Source organism: Sphingomonas sp. MS122 (assembly GCF_049532975.1).
In the GTDB taxonomy this organism is placed as follows: domain Bacteria; phylum Pseudomonadota; class Alphaproteobacteria; order Sphingomonadales; family Sphingomonadaceae; genus Sphingomonas.
Window position 1 is genome coordinate 2,521,760 of sequence record NZ_CP186695.1, and the last position, 21,456, is coordinate 2,543,215.

General features: G+C 70.4%; 20 protein-coding genes, 1 tRNA gene and 1 pseudogene. 14 read left to right on the top strand and 8 right to left on the bottom strand.

The window, feature by feature from the left end:
• The first annotated feature begins 3 nt into the window (after positions 1–3).
• Genes modA through ACO227_RS12160 form a run of 3 tightly spaced genes read left to right on the top strand, consistent with a single transcriptional unit; the run spans position 4 to position 2,037 of the window.
• A complete protein-coding gene (gene modA / locus ACO227_RS12150; RefSeq protein WP_423602099.1) occupies positions 4–753 on the top strand; it encodes a molybdate ABC transporter substrate-binding protein in 750 nt (249 codons plus the stop codon).
• On the top strand, positions 753–1,442 hold the full coding sequence (gene modB, locus ACO227_RS12155; protein WP_423602100.1) for a molybdate ABC transporter permease subunit: 690 nt from the start codon (positions 753–755) through the stop codon (positions 1,440–1,442). Before modA ends, modB begins: the two co-directional genes overlap by 1 nt.
• Entirely contained in the window at positions 1,432–2,037 is a 606-nt protein-coding gene (locus ACO227_RS12160; RefSeq protein ID WP_423602101.1) for an ATP-binding cassette domain-containing protein, read from the top strand. The genes modB and ACO227_RS12160 overlap by 11 nt, the downstream gene beginning before the upstream one ends.
• Here ACO227_RS12160 and ACO227_RS12165 read toward each other — a convergent pair whose 3' ends face one another.
• From ACO227_RS12165 to ACO227_RS12180, 4 genes are all read right to left on the bottom strand, one after another.
• Positions 2,038–3,297 carry an RNA polymerase sigma factor gene (locus ACO227_RS12165; RefSeq protein WP_423602102.1) on the bottom strand — a complete coding sequence of 420 codons (1,260 nt, stop codon included), beginning with the start codon at positions 3,295–3,297 and terminating at the stop codon, positions 2,038–2,040.
• A 1-nt stretch (position 3,298) separates the two neighbouring features.
• Positions 3,299–3,652 (bottom strand): YciI family protein, encoded by a 354-nt coding sequence (locus tag ACO227_RS12170; RefSeq protein WP_423602103.1) that lies wholly within the window; start codon positions 3,650–3,652, stop codon positions 3,299–3,301.
• A gap of 94 nt (positions 3,653–3,746) precedes the next feature.
• The gene (locus ACO227_RS12175) at positions 3,747–4,133 is read right to left on the bottom strand and encodes an MAPEG family protein (protein ID WP_423602104.1); all 387 of its coding nucleotides are present in this window, start codon (positions 4,131–4,133) and stop codon (positions 3,747–3,749) included.
• 140 nt (positions 4,134–4,273) lie between these two features.
• Positions 4,274–4,347 (bottom strand) — tRNA-Gly (locus ACO227_RS12180).
• A 101-nt stretch (positions 4,348–4,448) separates the two neighbouring features.
• Between ACO227_RS12180 and ACO227_RS12185 the strand changes: the two genes are divergently transcribed.
• Genes ACO227_RS12185 through ACO227_RS12200 form a run of 4 tightly spaced genes read left to right on the top strand, consistent with a single transcriptional unit; the run spans position 4,449 to position 8,243 of the window.
• Positions 4,449–5,285 (top strand): HpcH/HpaI aldolase/citrate lyase family protein, encoded by an 837-nt coding sequence (locus tag ACO227_RS12185; protein WP_423602105.1) that lies wholly within the window; start codon positions 4,449–4,451, stop codon positions 5,283–5,285.
• Between the two features lie 8 nt (positions 5,286–5,293).
• Entirely contained in the window at positions 5,294–6,403 is a 1,110-nt protein-coding gene (locus ACO227_RS12190) for an 8-amino-7-oxononanoate synthase (RefSeq protein ID WP_423602106.1), read from the top strand.
• A complete protein-coding gene (gene bioD / locus ACO227_RS12195; RefSeq protein WP_423602107.1) occupies positions 6,400–6,987 on the top strand; it encodes a dethiobiotin synthase in 588 nt (195 codons plus the stop codon). Before ACO227_RS12190 ends, bioD begins: the two co-directional genes overlap by 4 nt.
• Positions 6,984–8,243 (top strand): adenosylmethionine--8-amino-7-oxononanoate transaminase, encoded by a 1,260-nt coding sequence (locus ACO227_RS12200; RefSeq protein WP_423602108.1) that lies wholly within the window; start codon positions 6,984–6,986, stop codon positions 8,241–8,243. Before bioD ends, ACO227_RS12200 begins: the two co-directional genes overlap by 4 nt.
• Before the next feature lie 297 nt (positions 8,244–8,540).
• Here ACO227_RS12200 and ACO227_RS12205 read toward each other — a convergent pair whose 3' ends face one another.
• Both ACO227_RS12205 and ACO227_RS12210 read right to left on the bottom strand, forming a co-directional pair.
• Positions 8,541–9,866, bottom strand: coding sequence for a methyl-accepting chemotaxis protein (locus ACO227_RS12205; protein WP_423602109.1), 1,326 nt, complete (start codon positions 9,864–9,866; stop codon positions 8,541–8,543).
• A gap of 90 nt (positions 9,867–9,956) precedes the next feature.
• Entirely contained in the window at positions 9,957–10,835 is an 879-nt protein-coding gene (locus ACO227_RS12210) for a LysR family transcriptional regulator (protein WP_423602110.1), read from the bottom strand.
• Positions 10,836–10,926: 91 nt separating this feature from the next.
• On the opposite strand from ACO227_RS12210, the gene ACO227_RS12215 reads away from it, so the two are divergent.
• Complete coding sequence (locus tag ACO227_RS12215) at positions 10,927–12,438, top strand: CoA-acylating methylmalonate-semialdehyde dehydrogenase (protein WP_423602111.1); 1,512 nt, start codon at positions 10,927–10,929, stop codon at positions 12,436–12,438.
• Positions 12,439–12,458: 20 nt separating this feature from the next.
• Positions 12,459–13,385, top strand: coding sequence for a polysaccharide deacetylase family protein (locus tag ACO227_RS12220; RefSeq protein ID WP_423602112.1), 927 nt, complete (start codon positions 12,459–12,461; stop codon positions 13,383–13,385).
• Positions 13,386–13,393: 8 nt separating this feature from the next.
• Here the strand turns inward: ACO227_RS12220 and ACO227_RS12225 are convergent, their stop codons facing one another.
• A complete protein-coding gene (locus tag ACO227_RS12225; RefSeq protein WP_423602113.1) occupies positions 13,394–13,591 on the bottom strand; it encodes a hypothetical protein in 198 nt (65 codons plus the stop codon).
• Positions 13,592–13,673: 82 nt separating this feature from the next.
• Here ACO227_RS12225 and ACO227_RS12230 point away from each other — a divergent pair, with 82 nt between their 5' ends.
• The 4 genes and pseudogenes from ACO227_RS12230 to mmsB form a co-directional block, all read left to right on the top strand.
• Entirely contained in the window at positions 13,674–14,816 is a 1,143-nt protein-coding gene (locus ACO227_RS12230; RefSeq protein WP_423602114.1) for an acyl-CoA dehydrogenase family protein, read from the top strand.
• A complete protein-coding gene (locus ACO227_RS12235; RefSeq protein WP_423602115.1) occupies positions 14,813–15,856 on the top strand; it encodes an enoyl-CoA hydratase/isomerase family protein in 1,044 nt (347 codons plus the stop codon). Before ACO227_RS12230 ends, ACO227_RS12235 begins: the two co-directional genes overlap by 4 nt.
• Positions 15,857–15,864: 8 nt before the next feature.
• Positions 15,865–16,638 (top strand): enoyl-CoA hydratase, encoded by a 774-nt coding sequence (locus tag ACO227_RS12240; protein WP_423602116.1) that lies wholly within the window; start codon positions 15,865–15,867, stop codon positions 16,636–16,638.
• Positions 16,637–17,527, top strand: a pseudogene (gene mmsB, locus ACO227_RS12245) (3-hydroxyisobutyrate dehydrogenase); the annotation flags it as partial. The gene ACO227_RS12240 and the pseudogene mmsB, both read left to right, overlap by 2 nt.
• Positions 17,528–17,661: 134 nt before the next feature.
• Here mmsB and ACO227_RS12250 read toward each other — a convergent pair.
• Complete coding sequence (locus ACO227_RS12250) at positions 17,662–19,314, bottom strand: alkaline phosphatase family protein (protein WP_423602117.1); 1,653 nt, start codon at positions 19,312–19,314, stop codon at positions 17,662–17,664.
• A gap of 69 nt (positions 19,315–19,383) precedes the next feature.
• Between ACO227_RS12250 and ACO227_RS12255 the strand changes: the two genes are divergently transcribed.
• On the top strand, positions 19,384–21,435 hold the full coding sequence (locus tag ACO227_RS12255; protein WP_423602118.1) for a protein-disulfide reductase DsbD family protein: 2,052 nt from the start codon (positions 19,384–19,386) through the stop codon (positions 21,433–21,435).
• Positions 21,436–21,456 lie beyond the last annotated feature (21 nt).

The following is a 21,456-nucleotide window of genomic DNA, read 5'->3' on the forward strand; positions in this document are numbered from 1 at the left end:
GCGATGATCGTCGCCCGCCGCTGGCTGATCGGCGCTGCGCTGGGGTTGGCGGTCGTGCCGGCCCAGGCGCAGCGGCGCGACGGGCCGCTGGTGCTGGCGGCGGCGAGCTTGCAGGAAGCGATGACCGCGGCGGCGGGCGCCTGGGCACGGCGCGGGCATGCGCGGCCGGTGCTGTCGTTCGCCGCATCGTCGGTGCTGGCACGACAGGTGGCGTCGGGCGGGCGGGCCGATCTGTTCGTATCGGCGGACGAGGAATGGATGAACTTCCTCGAGCGGCAGCAGGCGATCGCGCCGGGCACGCGCGCGCCGTTCCTCGGCAACCGGCTGGTCCTGGTGGCGCCGGCGGACGCGCCCGCCGAGCGGCGTCCGCTGGCGGCGATGCTGCGCGGGCGGATCGCGGTGGCGGACCCGGCATCGGTGCCCGCGGGCCGCTATGCCGAGGCGGCGCTGCGCAAGCTCGGGCTATGGCAAGCGGCGTCGCCGCAGCTGGTACGCGCCGAGAATGTCCGCGCGGCGCTGGCGCTGGTCGAGCGCGGCGCGGCATCCCATGGCATCGTCTACGCGACCGATGCGCGCGCCTCGCGCCGGGTGCGCGTGGCGGGCGTGTTCCCGCAATCGAGCCACCCGCCGATCGTCTATCCGCTCGCGCGGCTGCGAACCGCGGCGCACCCCGAGGCGGAAGGGTTCCGCCGCTTCCTCCTTTCGGGCGCGGGGCGTGCGATCTTCGCCCGCTACGGCTTCTCGCGGCGCTGATGCTGGAGGGCGGCATCTGGCCAGTGGTCGCACTGTCGCTCAAGGTCGGGCTGGTGGCGACCGCCGCGACCCTGCCGCTGGCGTTCGCGCTCGCCTTCCTCCTTGCCCGTGCGCGCTTCCCCGGAAAGGTGCTGGTCGATGGGCTGGTGCACCTTCCGCTGGTGGTGCCGCCGGTGGTGACGGGGTGGCTGCTGCTGCTCGCCTTCGCCCCCGCCGGCCCGGTCGGCTTCTGGCTCGAGCGCTGGTTCGGGGCGAGCGTGATGTTCCGCTGGACCGGCGCGGCGATCGCGGCGGGCGTGATGGCGCTGCCGCTGATGGTACGTGCGATGCGGCTGTCGATCGAGGCGGTGGACCGGCGGTTCGAGGATGCCGCGCGGACGCTCGGCGCGAGTCGAATGCGCGTGTTCCGCACGATTACGCTGCCGCTGAGCCTGCCGGGCGTGCTCGCGGCCGCGGTGCTGGGGTTCGCGCGGGCGCTGGGCGAGTTCGGCGCCACGATCACCTTCGTCTCCAACGTGCCGGGCGAGACGCAGACGCTGCCGCTCGCCATCTATGCCGCGCTGCAGACGCCCGACGGCGAAGCGCAGGTGCTGCGGCTGGCCCTGGTATCCGTCGCGCTGTCGCTGGCGGCGCTGGTGGCGTCGGAACTGCTCGCCCGGCGAGCGGGACGGGGCGTCCATGTCCTTTGACATCGCGGTCGAGAAACGGCGCGGCGACGCCCAAGTGACCTGCCGCATCGAGAGCGGCGCGGGGATCGCGGTGCTGTTCGGGCCGTCCGGCGCGGGCAAGACCAGCGTGCTGGACATGGTCGCGGGACTGCTTCGCCCCGATCGCGGCCATGTGCGAGTGGCGGGTGCGACGCTGTTCGACGCCGCAGCCGGCGTGGACGTGCCGCCCGAGCGGCGGCGCGCGGGCTATGTGTTCCAGGACGCGCGCCTGTTCCCGCACCTCAGCGTTCGAGCGAACCTGCTCTACGGCGCGGGTGGCGATTCCGCGGGGCTGGACGCGCTGGCTGCCCGGTTCGAGATCGCGCATCTGCTCGACCGCTGGCCGCGCTCGCTGTCGGGGGGCGAGGCGCGGCGCGTGGCGATCGGGCGGGCGTTGCTCGCCAAGCCCGCGTTCCTGCTGCTCGACGAGCCGCTGTCGTCGCTCGACCGCGCCCGGCGCGAGGAGATCATGCGGGTGATCGAGCAGCTTCGCGACGAATCCGGGCTGCCGATCCTGATGGTCACGCACGACCAGGCCGAAGCCGAACGGCTGGGCGAGCGGATCGTCGAGCTCTAGCTATTCGCGCGCGGGCAGGCCGTCCCGCCGTCGCACCAGATATTGCCGCTCGGCGTCGCTGGCGGAGAGGCGGATGGCGGCCTCGAACGCTTGGCGTGCCGGCTCGATCCGGCCGACGCGCGCGAGAAGATCGGCGCGCACCGCGTGATAGGGCTGGTAGCCCGCAAGCGCCGTGCCGAGCGGCGCGAGACGGGCCAGCGCCGCCTCCGGTCCTTCGGCATAGGAAAGCGCCACGACGCGGTTGAGCTCGAACACCGGGTTGGGCTGCACCGCGATCAGCGCGTCATAGATCAGCGCGATCTCCTGCCAGTCGGTTTGCGCGAAGCTCGCCGCCTCCGCATGCACCGCGGCGATCGCGGCCTGCAGCTGGTAGGCGCCCGGCCGGCCGCGGCGCAGCGCCCTGACCAGCAATGCCGTGCCTTCGTCGATCGCGGCGCGGTCCCATCGGCTGCGGTCCTGCCGCTCGAGCGTGACGATCTCGCCCAGCGCGCCGACCCGGGTGCCGAAGCGCGAGCGATGCAGCAGCATCAGGGCCAGCAGCCCTTCGACCTCGGCATCGTTCGGGATCAGCGTGACGAGGATCCGGCACAACCGGATCGCCTCCTCGCACAGGTCGATGCGCAGATATGCCTCCGACGATGCGGCATAGCCGGCATTGAAGATCAGGTAGATCACCGCCAGCAGCGCATCGACGCGGGCGGGCCAGTCCTCAGGCCCGGGGACCGAATAGGGTATGCCCGCCCGCGCGATCTTGTGGCGGGCGCGCACCAGGCGCTGCGCCATCGACTCGTGGCTGACCAGATAGGCGCGCGCGATCTCCTCGGTGCGCAGTCCGGCGATCGAGCGCAGCGTCAGCGCGACGCTGGTCTGCCGGTCGAGCGCGGGATGGCAGCAGGTGAAGATCAGCTTCAGCCGCTCGTCGGCGATGGCATCCTCGCCATCACCCTCCGCGGCTGAATTGTCCAGTTCGATCAGCGCGGCGAGCTCGGCGGACTTGGCCTGGAAATTGGCGGCACGGCGGATGCGGTCGATTGCCTTGCGCCGCGCGGTGCGCATCAGCCAGGCCGAGGGCGAACCCGGCACCCCCGATCGCTGCCAATGGACCAGCGCCGACTCGACCGCGTCCTGCAGGCTGTCCTCGGCGAGCTGGAAGTCCCGGAGGTTGGCGATCAGGAGAGACAGCAGCCGGCCGCCGTCATGGCGGACGATCGCCTCGATTGCCGCCGCGACCGCGGCCGGCGCTGCCTCTCCCGGCCGCAAGCTATTGCTGGAGGTTCTGGATCGGCCGCACCTCGACCGAGCCATAGGTCGCCGTCGGGATCATCGCAGCATAGCGCAGCGCATCATCGAGGGTGGAACAGTCGAAGATGTAGAAGCCGCCGAGCTGCTCCTTCGATTCGGCGAACGGCCCGTCCAGCGTCTCGGTGCGGCCGTCGCGGATGCGCAGCGTGGTGGCGGTGGAGCTCGCCTCCAGCGCCTCGCCGGCGACCAGCACGCCGTCCTTCGCGAACCGCTCGTTGGCGGCCTGGTAGGCGGCCATGAACGGCCCGAATTCGGGCGTGCCATAGGCCGGCGACGAGCCCGGCGCGCTATAGATCAATGCGATATATTTCATTGAACCGTCTCCCATATGAGCCGTCCGCCGGCACGGCGTGGCGCGCGATGACGAATGGCGGTGATCGTGATCGACAAGGTTGCGGAAAAATATCTCAGAATTGCTGCCACAGCAGATAGCCGACCGCGCCGAGCATCGCCACTTGCGTGCCGATCCCCCCGGCGAGCCGGAGCGGGGCCATCAGCCGATCGGCCGAGAGCCCGGCCGCGTGCGCCACGCGCGCCGCGAGGAACAGGAGGCCCATGGCATGAAGCCATGGCGCGGCGAGGCCGTTCGCCTCGCACAGCCCCATCAGGATCAGCATCAGCGGCGCATTCTCGACCAGGTTGCCGTGACGCCGGATCGCCAGCGCGAGGCCGAGATCGTCACCATGGAGGATCGAGATGCGCGCGCGGCCGCGCCTGGCGCTGACGATATTGGCGAGCGCGATGACGCCGAGCGCGATGAGCGACGCGTAGAGCGCGGTGACGTGGAAAATCATGTGAGGTCTCCCCGTTGGAGCGCTGCAGGAGTGCAGCCTGCCATGACGAACGGGGTAGACGGCGATCGACACCGGGCGGGAAAAATAGCGGATGCGGGATCGGCCGGCCCGCCGGCGCGGATACGAAGCGCGGGGCGTGTTGGAGCGGGTGAGGGGAATCGAACCCCCGTCGTAAGCTTGGGAAGCTTCTGCTCTACCATTGAGCTACACCCGCCCGGGCGTGCGCTGCATATGACGCGGACAGGGCCCGGTTCAAGTCCATTCTTGAATTCGGGTGCGGTCCGGCGGCATGGGCAGGGATGAGAGAGGTGCCTCATGAAGCTGCGTTCCCTGCTGTTCGTCCCCGGCGACCGGCCCGACCGGATGGAGAAGGCGCTGGCGAGCGGCGCCGACGCGCTGATCCTCGATCTCGAGGATTCGGTGACGGCCGCGAACAAGGGCGCGGCGCGCAAGGCGGTGGCGGCGTTCCTGGCCGGGACGCGCAGCGAGGCGAGCCTGTGGGTGCGGATCAACCCGCTCGATTCGCGGATGACGCAGGAGGACCTGGCGGCCGCCCATGGCGCCGACGGGATCGTGCTGCCCAAGGCGGAGGGCGGCGCGGACGTCGCGTCGCTCGACGCCATGCTGGGCGGGATCGCGCCGCGGATCCTGCCGATCGCGACCGAGACGCCGGCGGCGGTGTTCGGGCTCGGCAGCTATGCCGGCTGCTCGCCGCGGCTCGCCGGGATCACCTGGGGCGCGGAGGACCTGCCCGCGGCGATCGGCGCGGTGTCGTCGCGCGAGGCGGATGGGCGCTATACCCCGCCCTATGAGATGCTCCGCGCGCTGACCCTGTTCGGCGCGCATGCGGCGGGGGTGCGGGCGATCGAGACGGTCTATCCCGATTTCCGCAATCTCGACGGGCTCAAGGCCTATTGCGCGCGAGCGATGCGCGACGGCTTCACGGGGATGATGGCGATCCATCCGGCGCAGGTGGAGATCATCAACGCGGCCTTCACGCCGAGCGCGGAGGCGGTGGCGCATGCGCGGCGCGTGGTCGCGGCGTTCGCGGCGAACCCGGAGGCGGGGGCGCTTCAGCTCGACGGCAAGATGATCGACGCGCCGCACCTCAAGCAGGCCGAGGCATTGCTAAAGCGCGCGGGGCTGGCATAGCGCCCGGCGTGAACGGAGAATTCCATCGCGGCGACTTGGCGCGGCTGCGCGAGGCGGGCCGGTATCGGACGCTGGCGCCGCGGGCGGGCGTCGACTTCGCCTCCAACGACTATCTCGGCCTGGCGAACGACCCGCGGCTGCGCGAGGCGGTGGCGGCGGCACTGGCGCGCGGGGTCGCGGTGGGGTCGGGCGGATCGCGGCTGCTGCGCGGCAACGATCCCGAGATCGTCGCGCTGGAGGCCGAGGCGGCGGCGCTGTTCGGGAGCGAGGCGGCGCTGTTCTTCGCCACCGGCTTCGCCGCGAACGTCGCGCTGCTGGCGGCCCTGCCCCAGCCCGGGGACGTCATCGTCCATGACGCGCTGGTGCATGCGAGCGCGCATGACGGCATGAAGCTGGCGCGGGCGCCGGCGATGTCCTTTGCGCACAATGACGCGCAGGCGGCCGAGGACGCGATTGCCGGGTGGCGTGCGTCGGGCGGCGCGGGGACGCCCTGGATCGCGGTCGAGAGCCTCTATTCGATGGACGGCGACCGCGCGCCGATCGCCGAGCTCGCGGCGGTGGCGGATCGCCATGACGCCATGCTGCTGGTCGACGAGGCGCATGCCACCGGCGTGTGGGGCGCGGGCGGGCGCGGGCTCGCCGCGTCGCTCGAGGGCAGGCCCAACGTCGTCACGCTGCACACCTGCGGCAAGGCGCTGGGGTGCGAGGGCGCGCTGGTGTGCGGCCCGCGGGCGTTCATCGACTTCCTGGTCAACCGCGCGCGGCCGTTCATCTTCTCGACCGCGCCCTCGCCGCTGATGGCGGCGGCGGTGCGGGAGGCGCTGCGGATCGTGACCGAGGAACCGCGGCGCCGCGAGGCGCTTCACTGGCTGATCGCGCATGCCGAGCGGAGGCTGGCGCCGGCCGGGGTGACGCCGACCGGGTCGCAGGTGCTGCCGCTGATCGTCGGCGGCGATGCCGAGACGATGGTCCGCGCGGCGGCGGTGCAGGCGAAGGGCTTCGACGTCCGCGGCATCCGGCCGCCGACGGTGCCCGCGGGGACGGCGCGTCTGCGCATCTCGCTGACCCTCAACGTGGGCGAGGCCGAGATCGACGCGCTGGCCGAGGCGCTGGCATGATCGTGGTCACCGGCACCGACACCGGCGTGGGCAAGACCGTCGCGGCCGCGGCGCTGGCGTGGCGGCTGGGGGCTTCCTATTGGAAGCCGGTGCAGGCGGGGCTGGAGGAAGAGACCGACAGCGAGATCGTCGCGCGGCTCGCCGGGGTCGAGGTGCTGCCCGAACCCTATCGGCTGGCGACGCCCTGCTCGCCGCACCGCGCGGCCGAGATCGACGGGGTGACGATCGATCCCGATCGGCTCGCACCGCCGCCGGGGCGGGTGGTGATCGAAGGCGCGGGCGGAGCGCTGGTGCCGGTGACTCGCGAGCTGCTGTTCGCCGACCTGTTCGCGCGCTGGGGGCTCCCGGTGGTGATCGTGGCGCGGACCGCGCTGGGGACGATCAACCACAGCCTGCTGACGATCGAGGCGCTGCGGAGCCGGGGCGTGCCGATCGCCGGCATGCTGTTCTCGGGCGAGGAGGTCGCCGACAGCCAGGCGACGATCTGCGCGATCGGCGGGGTGCCGTCGCTGGGGCGGCTGCCGGTGCTCGATCCGCTGACCCCGGAGACGCTGCGAGAAGCGGCGGGGCTGCTCGATTTATGAGTTCGCCCGTCTGGCATCCCTTCACCCAGCATGGGCTGGACGAGCCGGTGCCGCTGGTGACCCGTGCCGAGGGCGCGGCGCTCTACACGGCGGACGGGCGGCGGGTGATCGATGCGATCTCGTCCTGGTGGGTGACCACCCACGGCCATTGCCATCCGCGCATCATGGCGGCGATCCGGGCGCAGGCCGAGACGCTCGACCAGCTGATCTTCGCCGGCTGGACGCATGAACCCGCCGAGACCGTCGCACGGCAGCTGGTGGCGATGATGCCGCGGCCGCTCGATCATGTGTTCTTCTCCGACAGCGGCTCGACCAGCGTCGAGGTGGCGCTCAAGATGGCGCTGGGCCATTTCGCCAATCGCGGCGAGGCCAAAAATGGTCAACGCCACCGGATCGTCGTCATGGCGGGCAGCTATCATGGCGACACGGTCGGCGGCATGTCGGTCGGCGCGCGCGGGGTGTTCAACAGGAGCTACGCGCCGCTGCTGTTCGATGTCGATGTCATCCCGTTTCCCGAGGCGGGGCACGAGCAGGCGACGATCGACGTGTTCGAGCGGTGCTGCGAGCAGCGGCCGGCGGCGCTGATCGTCGAGCCGCTGGTGCTCGGCGCCGGGGGCATGAAGATGTACCCGGCGTGGGTGCTCAAAGCGCTGCGCGAGCTGTGCGCCGCGCATGGCGTGCTGTTCATCGCCGACGAGGTGATGACGGCATGGGGCCGGACCGGCACGTTGCTGGCGTGCGGGCAGGCGGGGGTGGTGCCCGACCTGCTGTGCCTGTCCAAGGGGCTGACCGGCGGGTCGCTGCCGCTCGCGGTGACGATGGCGACGGGCGAGATCTTCGAGAGCCACCGCTCCCCCGACCGTTCAAAGATGTTCTTCCACTCGTCGAGCTACACCGCCAACCCGATCGCCTGCGCCGCGGCGGTCGCCAATCTTCAGATCTGGTCTGAAGAACCGGTGCTGGAGCGCGTTGCCGACCTGGCGCGGCGGCAGGCTGCGCGAGGCGCTGGACTGGAAGGAAAGGTCAATAATCTCCGGCAATTGGGGACGATCGTCGCGATGGAACTGGAGGAGCGTGAAGGCGCCTACCTCTCCGCGCTCGGACCGCAGCTGATGGGCTTCTTCCGCGAGCGCGACGTGTTGCTGCGGCCGCTCGGCAATACCGTGTACGTCATGCCGCCCTATTGCATCTCGGACGACGATCTCGGGCGGGTGTATGACGTGATCTGCGAGGCGATCGAGGCCTTCGCCGGCTGAAAGTATACACTGTCTTTACACTATCGCGCGCGCGAGAGGCGCCGATGGGTGATCCAAGGTTCAAAGAGCGGCCGGCCAGCGGGCGCCGTACCGGCAGCCGAAGTCGAGCAGACGAATTCCAACATTGCAAGGGGGGGCCGTCGAATTCGGCCCCTTCTTACCTTCCGTCACCCCGGCCCTGTGCCGGGGTCCACGGAACCGCACCGGCGATCCTTGAGCCTCTTATCCAGCGCCTGCCTGCCGGTGGACCCCGGCACAGGGCCGGGGTGACGGAAGAGGGAAACGCCCGGTCCCGGCTCACGCCGCGCGCAGCTCGGCAAGGAAGGCGTTGACGGTGTTGCCGAGCGCATCGGCCTCGGCGCGGATGCGGCCGGCGAGGCCGCCCATCTCGCCCGCGCTGTTCGACGCCGAGCGCGCCGTCGCGCCGATCGCCTCGACATCGCTGTGAATCTGCGCGCCGGCGGTGACCGCTTCCTCGACGGTCAGTGCGATCAGGCTGGTGGTGTCCTTCTGGGTGCCGACCGCGTCCTCGACCGTCTCCGACAGCCGCGCCATCGCGGCGATCGCCGCCTCGACCTGGGCATGGCCGTCGGCGACCTGGACGATGCCGTCGCGGATCTCCTCGACATGCGCGGTGATGCGCTTGGCGGCGACCCCGGCCTGGCTGGCCAGCGCCTTGACCTCGTTGGCGACGACGGTGAAGCCGCGCCCGGCTTCGCCCGCGCGCGCCGCCTCGATCGTGGCATTGAGCGCGAGCAGGTTCACCTGCTTGGCGATCTCGCCGATCAGGCCGATCACCGCGTCGATCGACTGGGCCGACTGCATGAGGCCGTCCATGCGCGCGCTGCCCGCGCCGACCAGCGCGACGGCGTCGGCCGCGGCAGCCTTGGCGCGCAGCGTGTCGCCGTTGATCGCGGCGAAGGCGCCGGCGAGCAGCCGCCCGCGATCGGCGATGTCGCTCATGCTCATGCTGGTCTGCGCCGCAGCGGCGGCGACGGCGGCGGCGCGGTCGCCGGTGTCGCCGGCGCGCGATTCGGTCTGCTTGGCGTTGGCGGCGATGAAGCGCGAGAGATCGGTGAGCGCGCGGGTGAGGCTGGCGACCTGGCGCTCGAAGCGGGCGGTGGCGGTCTCGATGCGCTGCGCGCGTTCGACCCGGGCGTGGGCGGCGGCGAGCTCGCGTTCCGAGGCGAGATGGACGAGGCGGCGGTTGGCGACGACGGCGAACAGCCGGCCGTTGGCGGTGAGGATCATCCCCTCATTGCCGTTGGCGGCGCGATAGGCCTCGATCAGCCCGCCGACATCCTGGTCGACCTCGGCAGTGGCGCAGGCGCGGATATGCTGGTTGAGGCCGTTGCCATAGGCCGGGTTGCGCATCAGCGCATGGCCGAACGGGTTGAGCAGCAGGCGGCGCACATCCTTCTCGAACACCGCGCCGATCGCGCGATACGCGGAATCGACCACCGGCAGCAGGCGCAGGTCCATGTTCGCCTGGAACATCTCGATCGCGGTGAACAGCGTGTCGGTCTGGCGCAGGAAGGGCGGGTTGCGCTCGATCGTGGTCAGCCACCCGCGCGCGGAGACGGCGGGAAGCGGGTCGGCGGGATCGGCAAGCGCGCGGAACATGAGCGCGGCGTAGGGAGAAGCGGTAAATGGGTCGTTATCCGGGCGTTACAATTTGAAGACAAATGGCGGTTTTTCGCCGTTTTCGCGCGATCAGCCTTCCAATTCGGCGCGGTGGCGCGCGGTGAGCGCGGTGAGCCACTCCGCAAAGGCGGCGACCTGGGGGAAATGGCGGGTCTCCTCATGCGTCACCAGCCAGAAGCTGCGATAGATACGGACCGAGGGGAGGACGCGCGCGAGGCCGGGATCGGCGTCGCCGATGAAGCAGGGCAGCACCGCGATGCCGGCGCCCGCCGCGGCCATGCGGTGCTGGGCATTGATGCTGGACGAGCGCAGCCGGGGCTCGGGCGCGCCGGGGATCTCGTCGAGATAGCGCAGCTCGGGCGCGTAGAGGATGTCGGGGACATAGCCGATCAGACGGTGGTCGCGGAGCTGATCGGGCGCGGCGAGGGGCGGGTGCGCGGCGAGGTAGCCGTGCGAGGCGTAGAGCCGCAGGCCATAGTCGGCGAGCTTGCGCGTGAGCAGCGGGCCGCGGCGCGGGCGGGCGAGCAGCACGGCGATGTCGGTCTCGCGCCTGGTGGGGTTGAGGAAGCCGCTGCTGGCGACGAGATCGACCGTGAGGCCGGGATGCGCGTCGGCGAGCGCGCCGAGATGGCGGCTGACGAACCAGGTGCCGAACCCCTCCGACACGCTGACGCGGATCGTGCCGCGCACCGGACCGCCGACGTCGCGGCTGCCGATCGCGGCGGCGGCACGCTCCATCGCGCGGGCATGGGTGAGCAGGCGCTCGCCGGCGGGGGTCAGCGACTGGCCGTCGGGCCCCTGCTCGAACAGCCGCTCGCCCAGCGCCTGTTCGAGGCGGCGCAGGCGGCGACCGGCGGTGGTGGCGTCGATCTCCAGGCTCTGCGCGGCCTTGGCGAGCTGGCCGGTGCGCGCGATGGCGAGAAAGATCGGAAGGTCGCTCCAGTCCATCGCGTGCAAATATGCAGGTCCGGGCTGCATGTCGATGGGTTGCCGGTGGCAGGGGGCGGGTGCATCACCTTTCGCCAAAGGAGAGGCGCACATGGCGACGGCGGTCCGCGAGATTTCGCACTTCATCGGGAGCAGCGCGACGGCCGGTTCCGGCACGCGCCGGTCGGACGTGTTCGACCCCAATACCGGCAAGGTGCAGGCACAGGTCACGCTGGGCGCGCAGGCCGATCTCGACGCGGCGATGGCCAATGCGGTGAAGGCGCAGATCGGCTGGGCGGCGACCAACCCGCAGCGCCGGGCGCGCGTCATGTTCAACTTCAAGGCGCTGATCGAGAAGCACATGGACGAGCTGGCGCACCTGCTCAGCTCGGAGCACGGCAAGGTGATCGCCGACGCCAAGGGCGACATCCAGCGCGGGCTCGAGGTGATCGAGTTCGCCTGCGGCATCCCGCATGCGCTGAAGGGCGAGTACACCCAGGGCGCGGGGCCGGGGATCGACGTCTATTCGATGCGCCAGCCGCTCGGGGTGGTCGCGGGGATCACCCCGTTCAACTTCCCGGCGATGATCCCGATGTGGATGTTCGGCGTGGCGATCGCATGCGGCAACGCGTTCATCCTCAAGCCGAGCGAGCGCGATCCCAGCGTGCCGGTGCGGCTCGCGCAGCTGATGCTCGAGGCCGGGCTGCCCGAGGGCGTGCTGCAGGTCGTGCACGGCGACAAGGAGATGGTCGACGCGATCCTCGACCATCCCGAGATCAAGGCGGTGAGCTTCGTCGGCTCGTCCGACATCGCGCATTACGTCTATCGCCGCGGCGTGGAGGCGGGGAAGCGCGTGCAGGCGATGGGCGGGGCGAAGAACCACGGCATCGTCATGCCCGACGCCGACCTCGACCAGGTGGTCAACGACCTCGCCGGCGCGGCGTTCGGCTCGGCGGGCGAGCGCTGCATGGCGCTTCCGGTGGTCGTGCCGGTCGGCGACAAGACCGCCGACGCGCTGCGCGAGAAGCTGCTGCCGGCGATCGAAGGGCTGCGCGTGGGCGTCTCGACCGATGCCGAGGCGCATTACGGGCCGGTGGTGACCGCGGCGCACAAGGCGAAGATCGAGAGCTATATCCAGATGGGCGTCGACGAAGGCGCCGAGCTGGTGGTCGACGGGCGCGGCTTCTCGCTCCAGGGGCATGAGGAGGGGTTCTTCATCGGCCCGACGCTGTTCGACCGCGTGACGCCGCAGATGCGCAGCTACCAGGAGGAGATCTTCGGTCCGGTGCTGCAGATGGTGCGCGCCGGGAGCTTCGAGGAGGCGCTGCGGCTGCCGAGCGAGCACCAGTACGGCAACGGCGTCGCGATCTTCACGCGCAACGGCCATGCCGCGCGCGAGTTCGCGGCCCGGGTCAATGTCGGGATGGTCGGGATCAACGTGCCGATCCCCGTGCCGGTGGCCTATCACACCTTTGGCGGTTGGAAGCGCAGCGCGTTCGGCGACACCAACCAGCACGGCATGGAAGGGGTCAAGTTCTTCACCAAGGTCAAGACCGTGACCCAGCGCTGGCCCGACGGCAGCGTGACCGGCGAGAATGCGTTCGTTATCCCGACGATGGGATGAGTGGATTGCGGGGACTCGCGATGCGGTGGCTGGCGGCGCTGTTGGCATGTCTGGTGGCGCTGGCGCCCGCGGCCGCGCAGAAGCGGATCGCGCTGAGCTTCGACGACGCGCCGCGGCAGGCGGGCGGCTTCATGGCGCCGGACGCGCGGGCGAAGCTGCTGGTGCGGGCGCTCGCGAAGGCGCGGGTGAAGCAGGCGGCGTTCTTCGTGACCGTCGGCAACCTGGAGAAGCCGGAGACCGGCGACGGCGCGGCGAACATCGCGCGCTACGTCAAGGCGGGGCATGTCATCGCCAACCACAGCTTCGCGCACCGGCGGCTGAGCGGGATGGCGGCGGCGGATTATCTCGCGGACATCGACCGGGCCGAGGCGTGGCTGAAGGGGCGGCCGGGGTATCGGCCGTGGTTCCGCTACCCGTTCCTCGACGAGGGCGGCAAGGACAAGGCCAAGCGCGACGCGGTGCGCCAAGGGCTGGCGGCGCGCGGGCTGGCGAACGGCTATGTGACGGCGGAGGCGTCGGACTGGAATATCGAGAGCCTCGCCGCCGGCGCGAAGAAGGATGGCAAGCGGATCGACATGGCGGCGCTGCGCTACCTCTATGTCGAGAGCCATGTCGAAGCGGCGGAGTTCTATGATGCGCTGGCGGTGAGGGCGCTGGGCCGCTCGCCCGCGCATGTCATGCTGCTGCACGAGACCGATATCGCGGCGATGTTCGTCGACGATCTGGTCAAGGCGCTGCGGGCGAAGGGGTGGGAGATCGTCACCGCCGACGCGGCATTCGCCGACCCGGTTCGCGAGCTGCGGCCCGATACGCCCAATGCGCAGGGCACGCTGACCGAGGCGCTGGCGTGGGAGAAGGGCTTGCCCGCGCCGCGCTGGTACGAGCGCAACGACCTCAAGATCGCGACCCCGCTGTTCCGCGAGCGGGTGCTGGGGGAGGCGGAATGAGCGTGCGGCTACATCGGCTCCTGGCGGCCTTCCAGCTCGTCCTCGACCGCGCGCTGCTGTTGCGGGCCGTGGCGCGGCTTCTGGTCGCTGACGGTGCACGATTCCGATTTTTCGCACATGTTGACGGCCATGCCGTTGAGCGTTTCGGGCGTGACGCAGCCGCCGAGCAGAAGCAGCGGCGCGGCGAGGCAAAGACGAAGCTTCATGTTGTGAACGTCCCCCGGTTGTGCGGCACCGGATCGCATGCACGGGCGTGGCGTTCAACTCGGGATTTCTGACGAGGGGCAAATGGACCAGTTCGACCTGACCGACGACCAGCGCGCGATCCAGGAGATGGCGCAGCGCTTCACCGCGGACGCGATCACCCCGCACGCCGCGGAGTGGGACGAGAAGCATATCTTCCCGCGCGAGACGGTGAAGGCGGCGGCCGAGCTCGGCTTCGGCGCGATCTACGTCTCGGAGGAGAGCGGCGGGATCGGGCTCGGGCGGCTCGAGGCGGCGCTGATCATGGAGGCGATGGCCTATGGCTGCCCGGCGACCAGCGCGTTCATCTCGATCCACAACATGGCGAGCTGGATGATCGACCGCTTCGGGTCGCAAGCGGTGAAGGACAAGTATCTGCCCCGGCTGGTCACCGCCGACTGGCTGGCGAGCTATTGCCTGACCGAGCCGTCTTCGGGTTCCGACGCGGCGGCGCTCAAGACGACGGCGAAGCGCGAGGGCGACGTGTTCGTGGTCAACGGATCGAAGCAGTTCATCTCCGGCGCTGGCGAGAACGAGCTCTACGTGACCATGGTGCGCACCGGAGCGGAGGGGCCGAAGGGCATCTCGTGCCTGGCGATCGAGAAGGACATGGCGGGCGTCAGCTTCGGGGCGAACGAGCGCAAGCTCGGCTGGCATGCCCAGCCGACGCGGCAGGTGATGTTCGACAATGTCCGCGTGCCGGCGGAGAACCTGGTCGGCGGCGAGGGCGAGGGGTTCCGCATCGCGATGATGGGACTCGACGGCGGGCGGCTCAATATCGGCGCCTGCTCGCTCGGCGGGGCGCAGCGCTGCCTCGACGAGGCGGTGCAGTACACCAAGGACCGCAAGCAGTTCGGCCAAGCGATCGCCGATTTCCAGAACACCCAGTTCATGCTCGCCGACATGGCGACCGAGCTCGAGGCGTCGCGCGCGCTGCTTTATCTCGCGGCGGCCAAGGTGACGTCGAACGCACCCGACAAGACCAAGTTCGCGGCGATGGCCAAGCGCTTCGCGACCGACACCGGATCGTCGGTGGTCGACCGCGCGCTGCAGCTGCACGGCGGCTATGGCTATCTCATGGACTATCCGATCGAGCGCTTCTGGCGCGACCTGCGCGTCCATTCGATCCTCGAGGGGACCAACCAGGTGATGCGGATGATCGTCGGGCGGGAGCTGACGCGGCAATGAGCGACGACGTGCTGATCTTCGTCGAGGGCAAGGTCGGCCGGATCCGGCTCAACCGGCCCAAGGCGATCCATGCGCTCAACACCGGCATGTGCGCGGCGGTGCTCGATGCGTTGGCGGCATGGCGCGACGACACCGCGGTCGAGGCGGTGATGATCGATCATGCCGAGGGCCGCGGCTTCTGCGCGGGCGGCGACATCCGCATGATCGCGGAGAGTGGCGCGGGCGATGGCAGCGCGGCGCGGGCGTTCTTCCGGACCGAGTACCGGATGAACCATGCATTGTTCACCTATGTGAAGCCGATCGTCGCCTTCATGGACGGGATCACGATGGGCGGCGGGGTAGGGATCGCGATGCCGGCGAAGTACCGCGTGGCGACCGAGAACACCAAGCTGGCGATGCCCGAGACCGGGATCGGGCTGTTCCCTGATGTCGGCGGCGGGTGGTATCTCTCGCGGCTGCCGGGGCGGGCGGGGCAGTATCTGGCGCTGACCGGGCACCGGCTCGACGGGGCGGAGTGTTTGGCGCTGGGTCTGGCGAGCCACTACCTCCATTCGGACATGCTGGACGAGGCCAAGGCGCGGATCATTGCCGATCCGCAGGCGATCGACGCGGTACTGGACGCGCTGTCCGTGCCCGCGCCCGACGCGCGGATCCTGGCACATCAGGGGGCGATCGACCGGCTGTTCGCTTCGGACCGGCTCGAGGACATCCTGTCGGCCCTGGAAGCCGATGGCGGCGAATGGGCGGCGCAGCAGCGCGCGACACTCGCGACCAAGTCGCCGCAGACGATGAAGGTCAGCCTCAAGCTGCTGCTCGATGGCAAGGCGATGCCGACCTTCGAGGACGAGATGCGGCAGGAATTCGCGGTCGCCAGCCATGTCGTGCAGCGCCATGACTTCGTCGAGGGCGTGCGCGCGGTGATCGTCGACAAGGACAATGCGCCCAAGTGGAACCCCGCGAGCGCGGAAGAGGTGAGCGATCACCTGATCGACCAGATCTTTGCGCCGCTGCCCGAGGGCGAGGCGTGGACGCCGGCATAGGAGAAGACATGAGCTACGAAACCATCCTCGTCGAGCAGCGCGACAGGGTCACGCTGGTGACGCTCAACCGGCCGCAGGCGCTGAACGCGCTCAACAGCCAGGTGCTGGGCGAGCTGCTCGATGCGTTCGCGAAGTTCGATGCCGATGCCTCGCAGGGCTGTGCGGTGCTGACCGGGAGCGAGAAGGCGTTCGCCGCCGGAGCCGACATCAAGGAGATGCAGGCGCAGGGCTTCGCCGACATGTACGGCCACAATTTCTTCGCCGGCTGGGACCAGTTCACGCGCACGCGCAAGCCGATCATTGCCGCCGTCGCCGGCTTCGCGCTCGGCGGCGGGTGCGAGCTGGCGATGATGTGCGACTTCATCCTCGCCGCCGACACCGCCAAGTTCGGCCAGCCCGAGATCAAGCTCGCGGTGGCGCCGGGCATGGGCGGCTCGCAGCGCCTCACGCACGCTGTCGGCAAGGCCAAGGCGATGGAGATGTGCCTGACCGGGCGGATGATGGGCGCCGAGGAAGCCGAGCGCGCCGGGCTGGTGAGCCGCATCGTGCCCGCCGCCGAGCTGGTCGAGGAGGCGGTGAAGACCGCGGCGGCGATCGCGGCGATGGCGCCGCTGGCGGTGCTGGCGAACAAGGAGATGGTCAACGCCGCGTTCGAGACCGGCCTCGCGCAGGGCGTGCAGTTCGAGCGCCGCCTGTTCCACGGGCTGTTCGGCAGCGCCGACCAGAAGGAAGGCATGGCCGCGTTCGTGGAGAAGCGGCCCGGCAACTGGACGGGGAAGTAGGATGGCGCGCGTAGGATTCATCGGGCTCGGCAACATGGGCGGCGGGATGGCCGCGAACCTGGCGAAGGCGGGGCATGACGTGCGCGCGTTCGACCTGTCGGCCGAGGCGCTCGAGCGCGCCAGGGCGGCGGGGTGCCTGCCGGTCGAGAGCGCCGCGGCGGCGGCCGAGGGCGCCGAGGCGGTGATCACGATGCTGCCCGCGGGCAAGCATGTCGCGCAGGTCTATGAGGACAGCGTGTTCGGCGCGGCGGATACCGGGGCGATCCTGATCGACTGTTCGACGATCGACGTCGCCACCGCGCGGCGCGTCGCGGACGATGCGGCAACCAAGGGGCTGGTCGCGGTCGATGCGCCGGTCTCGGGCGGGATCGCGGCGGCGGCGGGTGGCACGCTGACCTTCATGGTTGGCGGCGGCGATGCGGCGTTCGCGCGCGCCGAGCCGTTCCTGTCGGCGATGGGCAAGGCGGTGATCCATGCCGGCGGCAACGGCGCGGGGCAGGCGGCGAAGATCTGCAACAACATGCTGCTCGGGGCCACCATGGTGGCCACCTGCGAGGCGCTGCTGCTGGCGCAGAAACTGGGGCTCGATCCGCAGACCTTCTACGACATCGCCTCGGTCTCGTCGGGGTCGTGCTGGTCGCTCAACACCTATGCGCCGCTGCCGGGCGTCGGGCCGCAGACCCCGGCCGACAATGGCTATCAGGGCGGGTTCGCGGCGGGGCTGATGCTCAAGGACCTGAAGCTCGCGATGGAAGCGGCGGCGAGCGCCCATGCCGAGACGCCGATGGGCGCGCGGGCGGCGGAGCTTTACACGAAGTTCGCGGATGCCGGGAATGCCGGGGTGGATTTCTCGGGTATCATCAAGATGCTGGACGAGGGGAAGGCGTAAGCCGCCCTTTCGTCATCCCGGCCCTGTGCCGGGACCCACCGTGCGGCGGAGCGAGCGGATGGAGGCTCGATCGCATCGCGTGCGACGAGGTGGACCCCGGCACGAGGCCGGGGTGACGGTTTCTAGTGGGTGGGTTAGCGCGCCGGGCAGGTCGTGCCCGGGCCGGCGTCGAGGTCGAGGCAGCGGCCGTCGATCTCGCCGGCGGGGATGGGCAGGCCGATCACGCTCGCCAGCGTGGGCAGGATGTCGACCGTCTCGACCGACATCGGCTGTTCGAAGCCGGTCAGACCCTTGCGCCAGAACAGGATCGGCACGCGGCGGTCATAGTCCCAGAAGCTCCCATGCGTCGCGACCGAGCCGTTGGTGGGGTCCGAGATCGGGGTGATCCGCGGCTTCAGCGCCACCACGAAGTCGCCCGAGCGCTCCGGGAAATAAGACGCGCGGGCGCGCTGGATCAGCGACCAGGTCTCGGGCGGGCCGCTCGGGCTGGGGGTGGCGAGGATCTCGGCGCGGGTGAAGACTCCGGCGACCTGCGGATGCGCGCGGTAGAGCGCGATCGCCTCGCGCGTCACCGCCTGGCGCTGCTTCGCAGGGAGCGCGGGGTCGACATAGATGTCGCCGAAATTGCCGCCCCACAGGATCTGCGCGTCGCCCATGCCGAGCTTCGCCGCGACCTTCTGGCCCATCGCCTTGGCGCCCATCCCGGCCTCGACGCGCGCCGCGTCGGGGATGGCGTGCATGTTGTGGCGCTCGGGCAGGTCGTGGCCGCCATGGTCGGCGGTGAGCACGACCTGATAATCGATCCCGGTCTTGTCGAGGATGTCGAGCAGATAGCCGAGCGTACGGTCGAGATTGACCATCTGCAGGCACATCTCGGTCCCCTCGGTGCCATAGGTGTGGCCGATATAGTCGCTGGCCGAGGCGCCGACGATGAGCAGGTCGGTGGCGCTGCCCTCGCCGAGCTTGAGCTCTGCGCGCAGGTCGGCGGCGATGCCGACCACCGCCATGTCGAATTCGGGCGAGGCGCGGAAGCGGCGCACGTCGCCGGCATCGCGTTCGAAGCGGCCGGTGCCGACGCTCCGTCCGCCGCCGATCGGGATGGCGAGGTCGCGCGACTTGCAGAAGTCGGGCAGCTCCATCGGGCGCTGCGCCTCGGCGAGGCGCTTGTCGACGGCGGCGTTGCCGCGGGTGATGGCCTCGGGCGCGGTGCGGCCGGCATAGCTGACGAAGCCCTTGCCACCCCACCACCAGACCTGATCGGCCTTGTGGCCGGACATCATCACCGCCGCGCGGTCCTTGCCGGCGATCGCGGCGACGCGGACGGCGGGGTTGGCGGCCCGCATCCGCTCGCCGAGCGTCGGCACCTTCAGGTGGAGCGGCGAGACGGTGTAGTTGGAGGAGTTGCTGCCCGGGACGCGCTCGTCCTCGGCGCAGTAGATGGTCTTGTCCTTGCGCGGCGTCTTGAGGTCGATCCAGTCATTGGCGATGATCCCGGTGCGCGCCGGGCGGCTGCCGGTGAGGATCGTCGAGTGGCCGGGGCAGGTCTCGGTCGCGGCATGGCTCTGATAGCCCGAGGGGAAGACGACGCCGTTGGCGAGCCGCGCGAGGCCGCCGGTGAAATGCTGGCGATACTCGGCGAAGACGTCGGCCGAGAGCTGGTCGACGGCGACCGCGACGATCAGCTTGGGCGGGGCTTTGGGGGCGGCGGGCGGCGGCGGAGGGGGCGAAGCTTCCTGCGCGAGTGCGGGCGACGCGAGCAGCAGGGTGACGGCGAGCGAACGAAGCATCTTTCCTCCGGTGGCAAAACGAGGCGCGGGCGCTATGTTCCTTTCGCTCCCGCACGGCAAGGACTGGTGATGCGCAGGTTGAGTTTCGCGTTGGTGACATTGCTGTGCTGGATCGCCGCCTTGGCGGCAGTGCCCGCCGCGGCGCAGCAGGCGGGGCAGGACAATCTCGCGGTGGAGCTGGTCGCCGAGACCGACAGCCCCGCGCCGGGCAGCGAGGTGACGCTGGCCTTTGTCGCGACCCCCGACCCGGGCTGGCACGGCTATTGGAAGAACCCCGGTGACGCCGGGCTCGACACCCGGCTCGACTGGAAGCTGCCGCAGGGGGTCACGCCAAGCGAGCTGCGCTATCCGGTGCCGACGCGGCTGCTGATCGCGGGGATCATGAACTATGTCTACAAGGGCTCGTACACCCAGCTCGCGACGCTGAAGATCCCCGCCGGGCTGGCGCCGGGCACCGCACTGCCGATCGCCGTGCGCGCCGATTACCTCGTCTGCACCGACGAGGTGTGCGTGCCCGAGAGCGAGAATCTGACGATCAACCTGACCGTCGGCGACGGCGCCATCCCGGCCGAGCGGCGGGCGCGGTTCGACCAGTGGCGGCGGGCCTTTCCCAAGCCGCTGGGCAGCCAGGGCAAGTTCGCGGTGGCCGATGGCACGATGCGGATCGCGATCCCCTATCCGGCGAGCGCGCCGCTGGGCGCCGATGCCTATTTCTTCCCGCTGAACACCGAGGCACTGGTCTATTCGGCGCCGCAGAAGCTGACGCGCGACGGCGACAATGTGATCGTCGAGGTGCAGGCCGGACCCAAGACCCCGGCCAGGCTCGAGGGCGTGCTGGCCGTAGGGCCGGGGCAAGGCTTCGCGCTGGCGGCGGTGCCGGGCGAGGTTGCGGCAGGGGCGGGGCCGGCCGCGGCGATCGACTGGAGCGCGGCATTGGTCGCGCTGGGCGGCGCGCTGCTCGGCGGGCTGATCCTCAACATCATGCCGTGCGTGTTCCCGATCCTGAGCCTCAAGGCGCTGAGCCTCGCCAAGAGCGGGACGAGCGAGGGCCATGCGCGGGCCGAGGCGCTGGCCTATACCGCGGGCGTGGTGCTGGTCGTGCTGGCGCTGGGCGGGGCGATGCTCGCGCTGCGCGCGGCGGGGGCGAGCGTGGGCTGGGCGTTCCAGCTCACCGATGCGCGCGTGATCCTGTTCCTGCTGCTGCTGGTGCTGGGGATCGCGCTCAACCTGGCCGGGCTGTTCGAGCTGGCCGCGCCGAAATTCGCCGGGCGGTTGGCGAGCGGGGGTTCGGGCGGCGCGTTCATGACCGGCGCGCTGGCGGCGTTCATCGCGACCCCGTGCACCGGCCCGTTCATGGGCGCGGCGCTGGGCGCGGCGTTGGTGCTGCCCTGGTATGTCGCGCTGCTGATCTTCCTCGGGCTCGGGCTCGGGCTGGCGCTGCCGTTCCTGCTGCTCGGCTTCGTGCCCGCGCTGCGGCGGGCGCTGCCCAAGCCAGGGGCGTGGATGGACAATTTCCGCAAGATCCTGTCGATTCCGATGTTCCTGACGGCAATCGCGCTCGCCTGGGTGCTGGGTGGCCTCAAGGGCGTCAACGGCATGGCGGCGGGGCTGATCGTCGCGCTGGCGCTGGCGGTGGCGTTGTGGATCGTGGGACGGCGGCAGGCGCGTGCCGCCGGGAGCGGCGCGGCGTGGGCGGCGGCGCTGCTCGTCACGATTGGCGGCATCTGGGCGGTGACTCAGTTCGAGAAGCCCGCGCTGGCGGCACAGGCGGTTCCGTCCGGCGCCGAGCCGTTCAGCGAGGCGCGGCTGGCGGCGCTGCAGGCCGAGGGGCGCCCGGTCTTCGCCTATTTCACCGCCGACTGGTGCGTCACCTGCAAGGTCAACGAGAAGACCGCGATCGAAACCGATGCGGTGCGCGACGCGTTCAGGGACGGCGGTGTCGCGGTGCTGGTGGGCGACTGGACCGATGGCGATCCTGCGCTCGGCCGCTTCATCGAAAAGCATAATCGCGCGGGGGTGCCGCTGTACCTCTGGTACCCCAAGGGCGCGACGGAACCGAAGGTCTTGCCCCAGGTGTTGACCCAAGGCATGTTGTCCGCGCTTCCGGGGGACGAGACCTGAACGCCAACCAGGAGTTCGTGC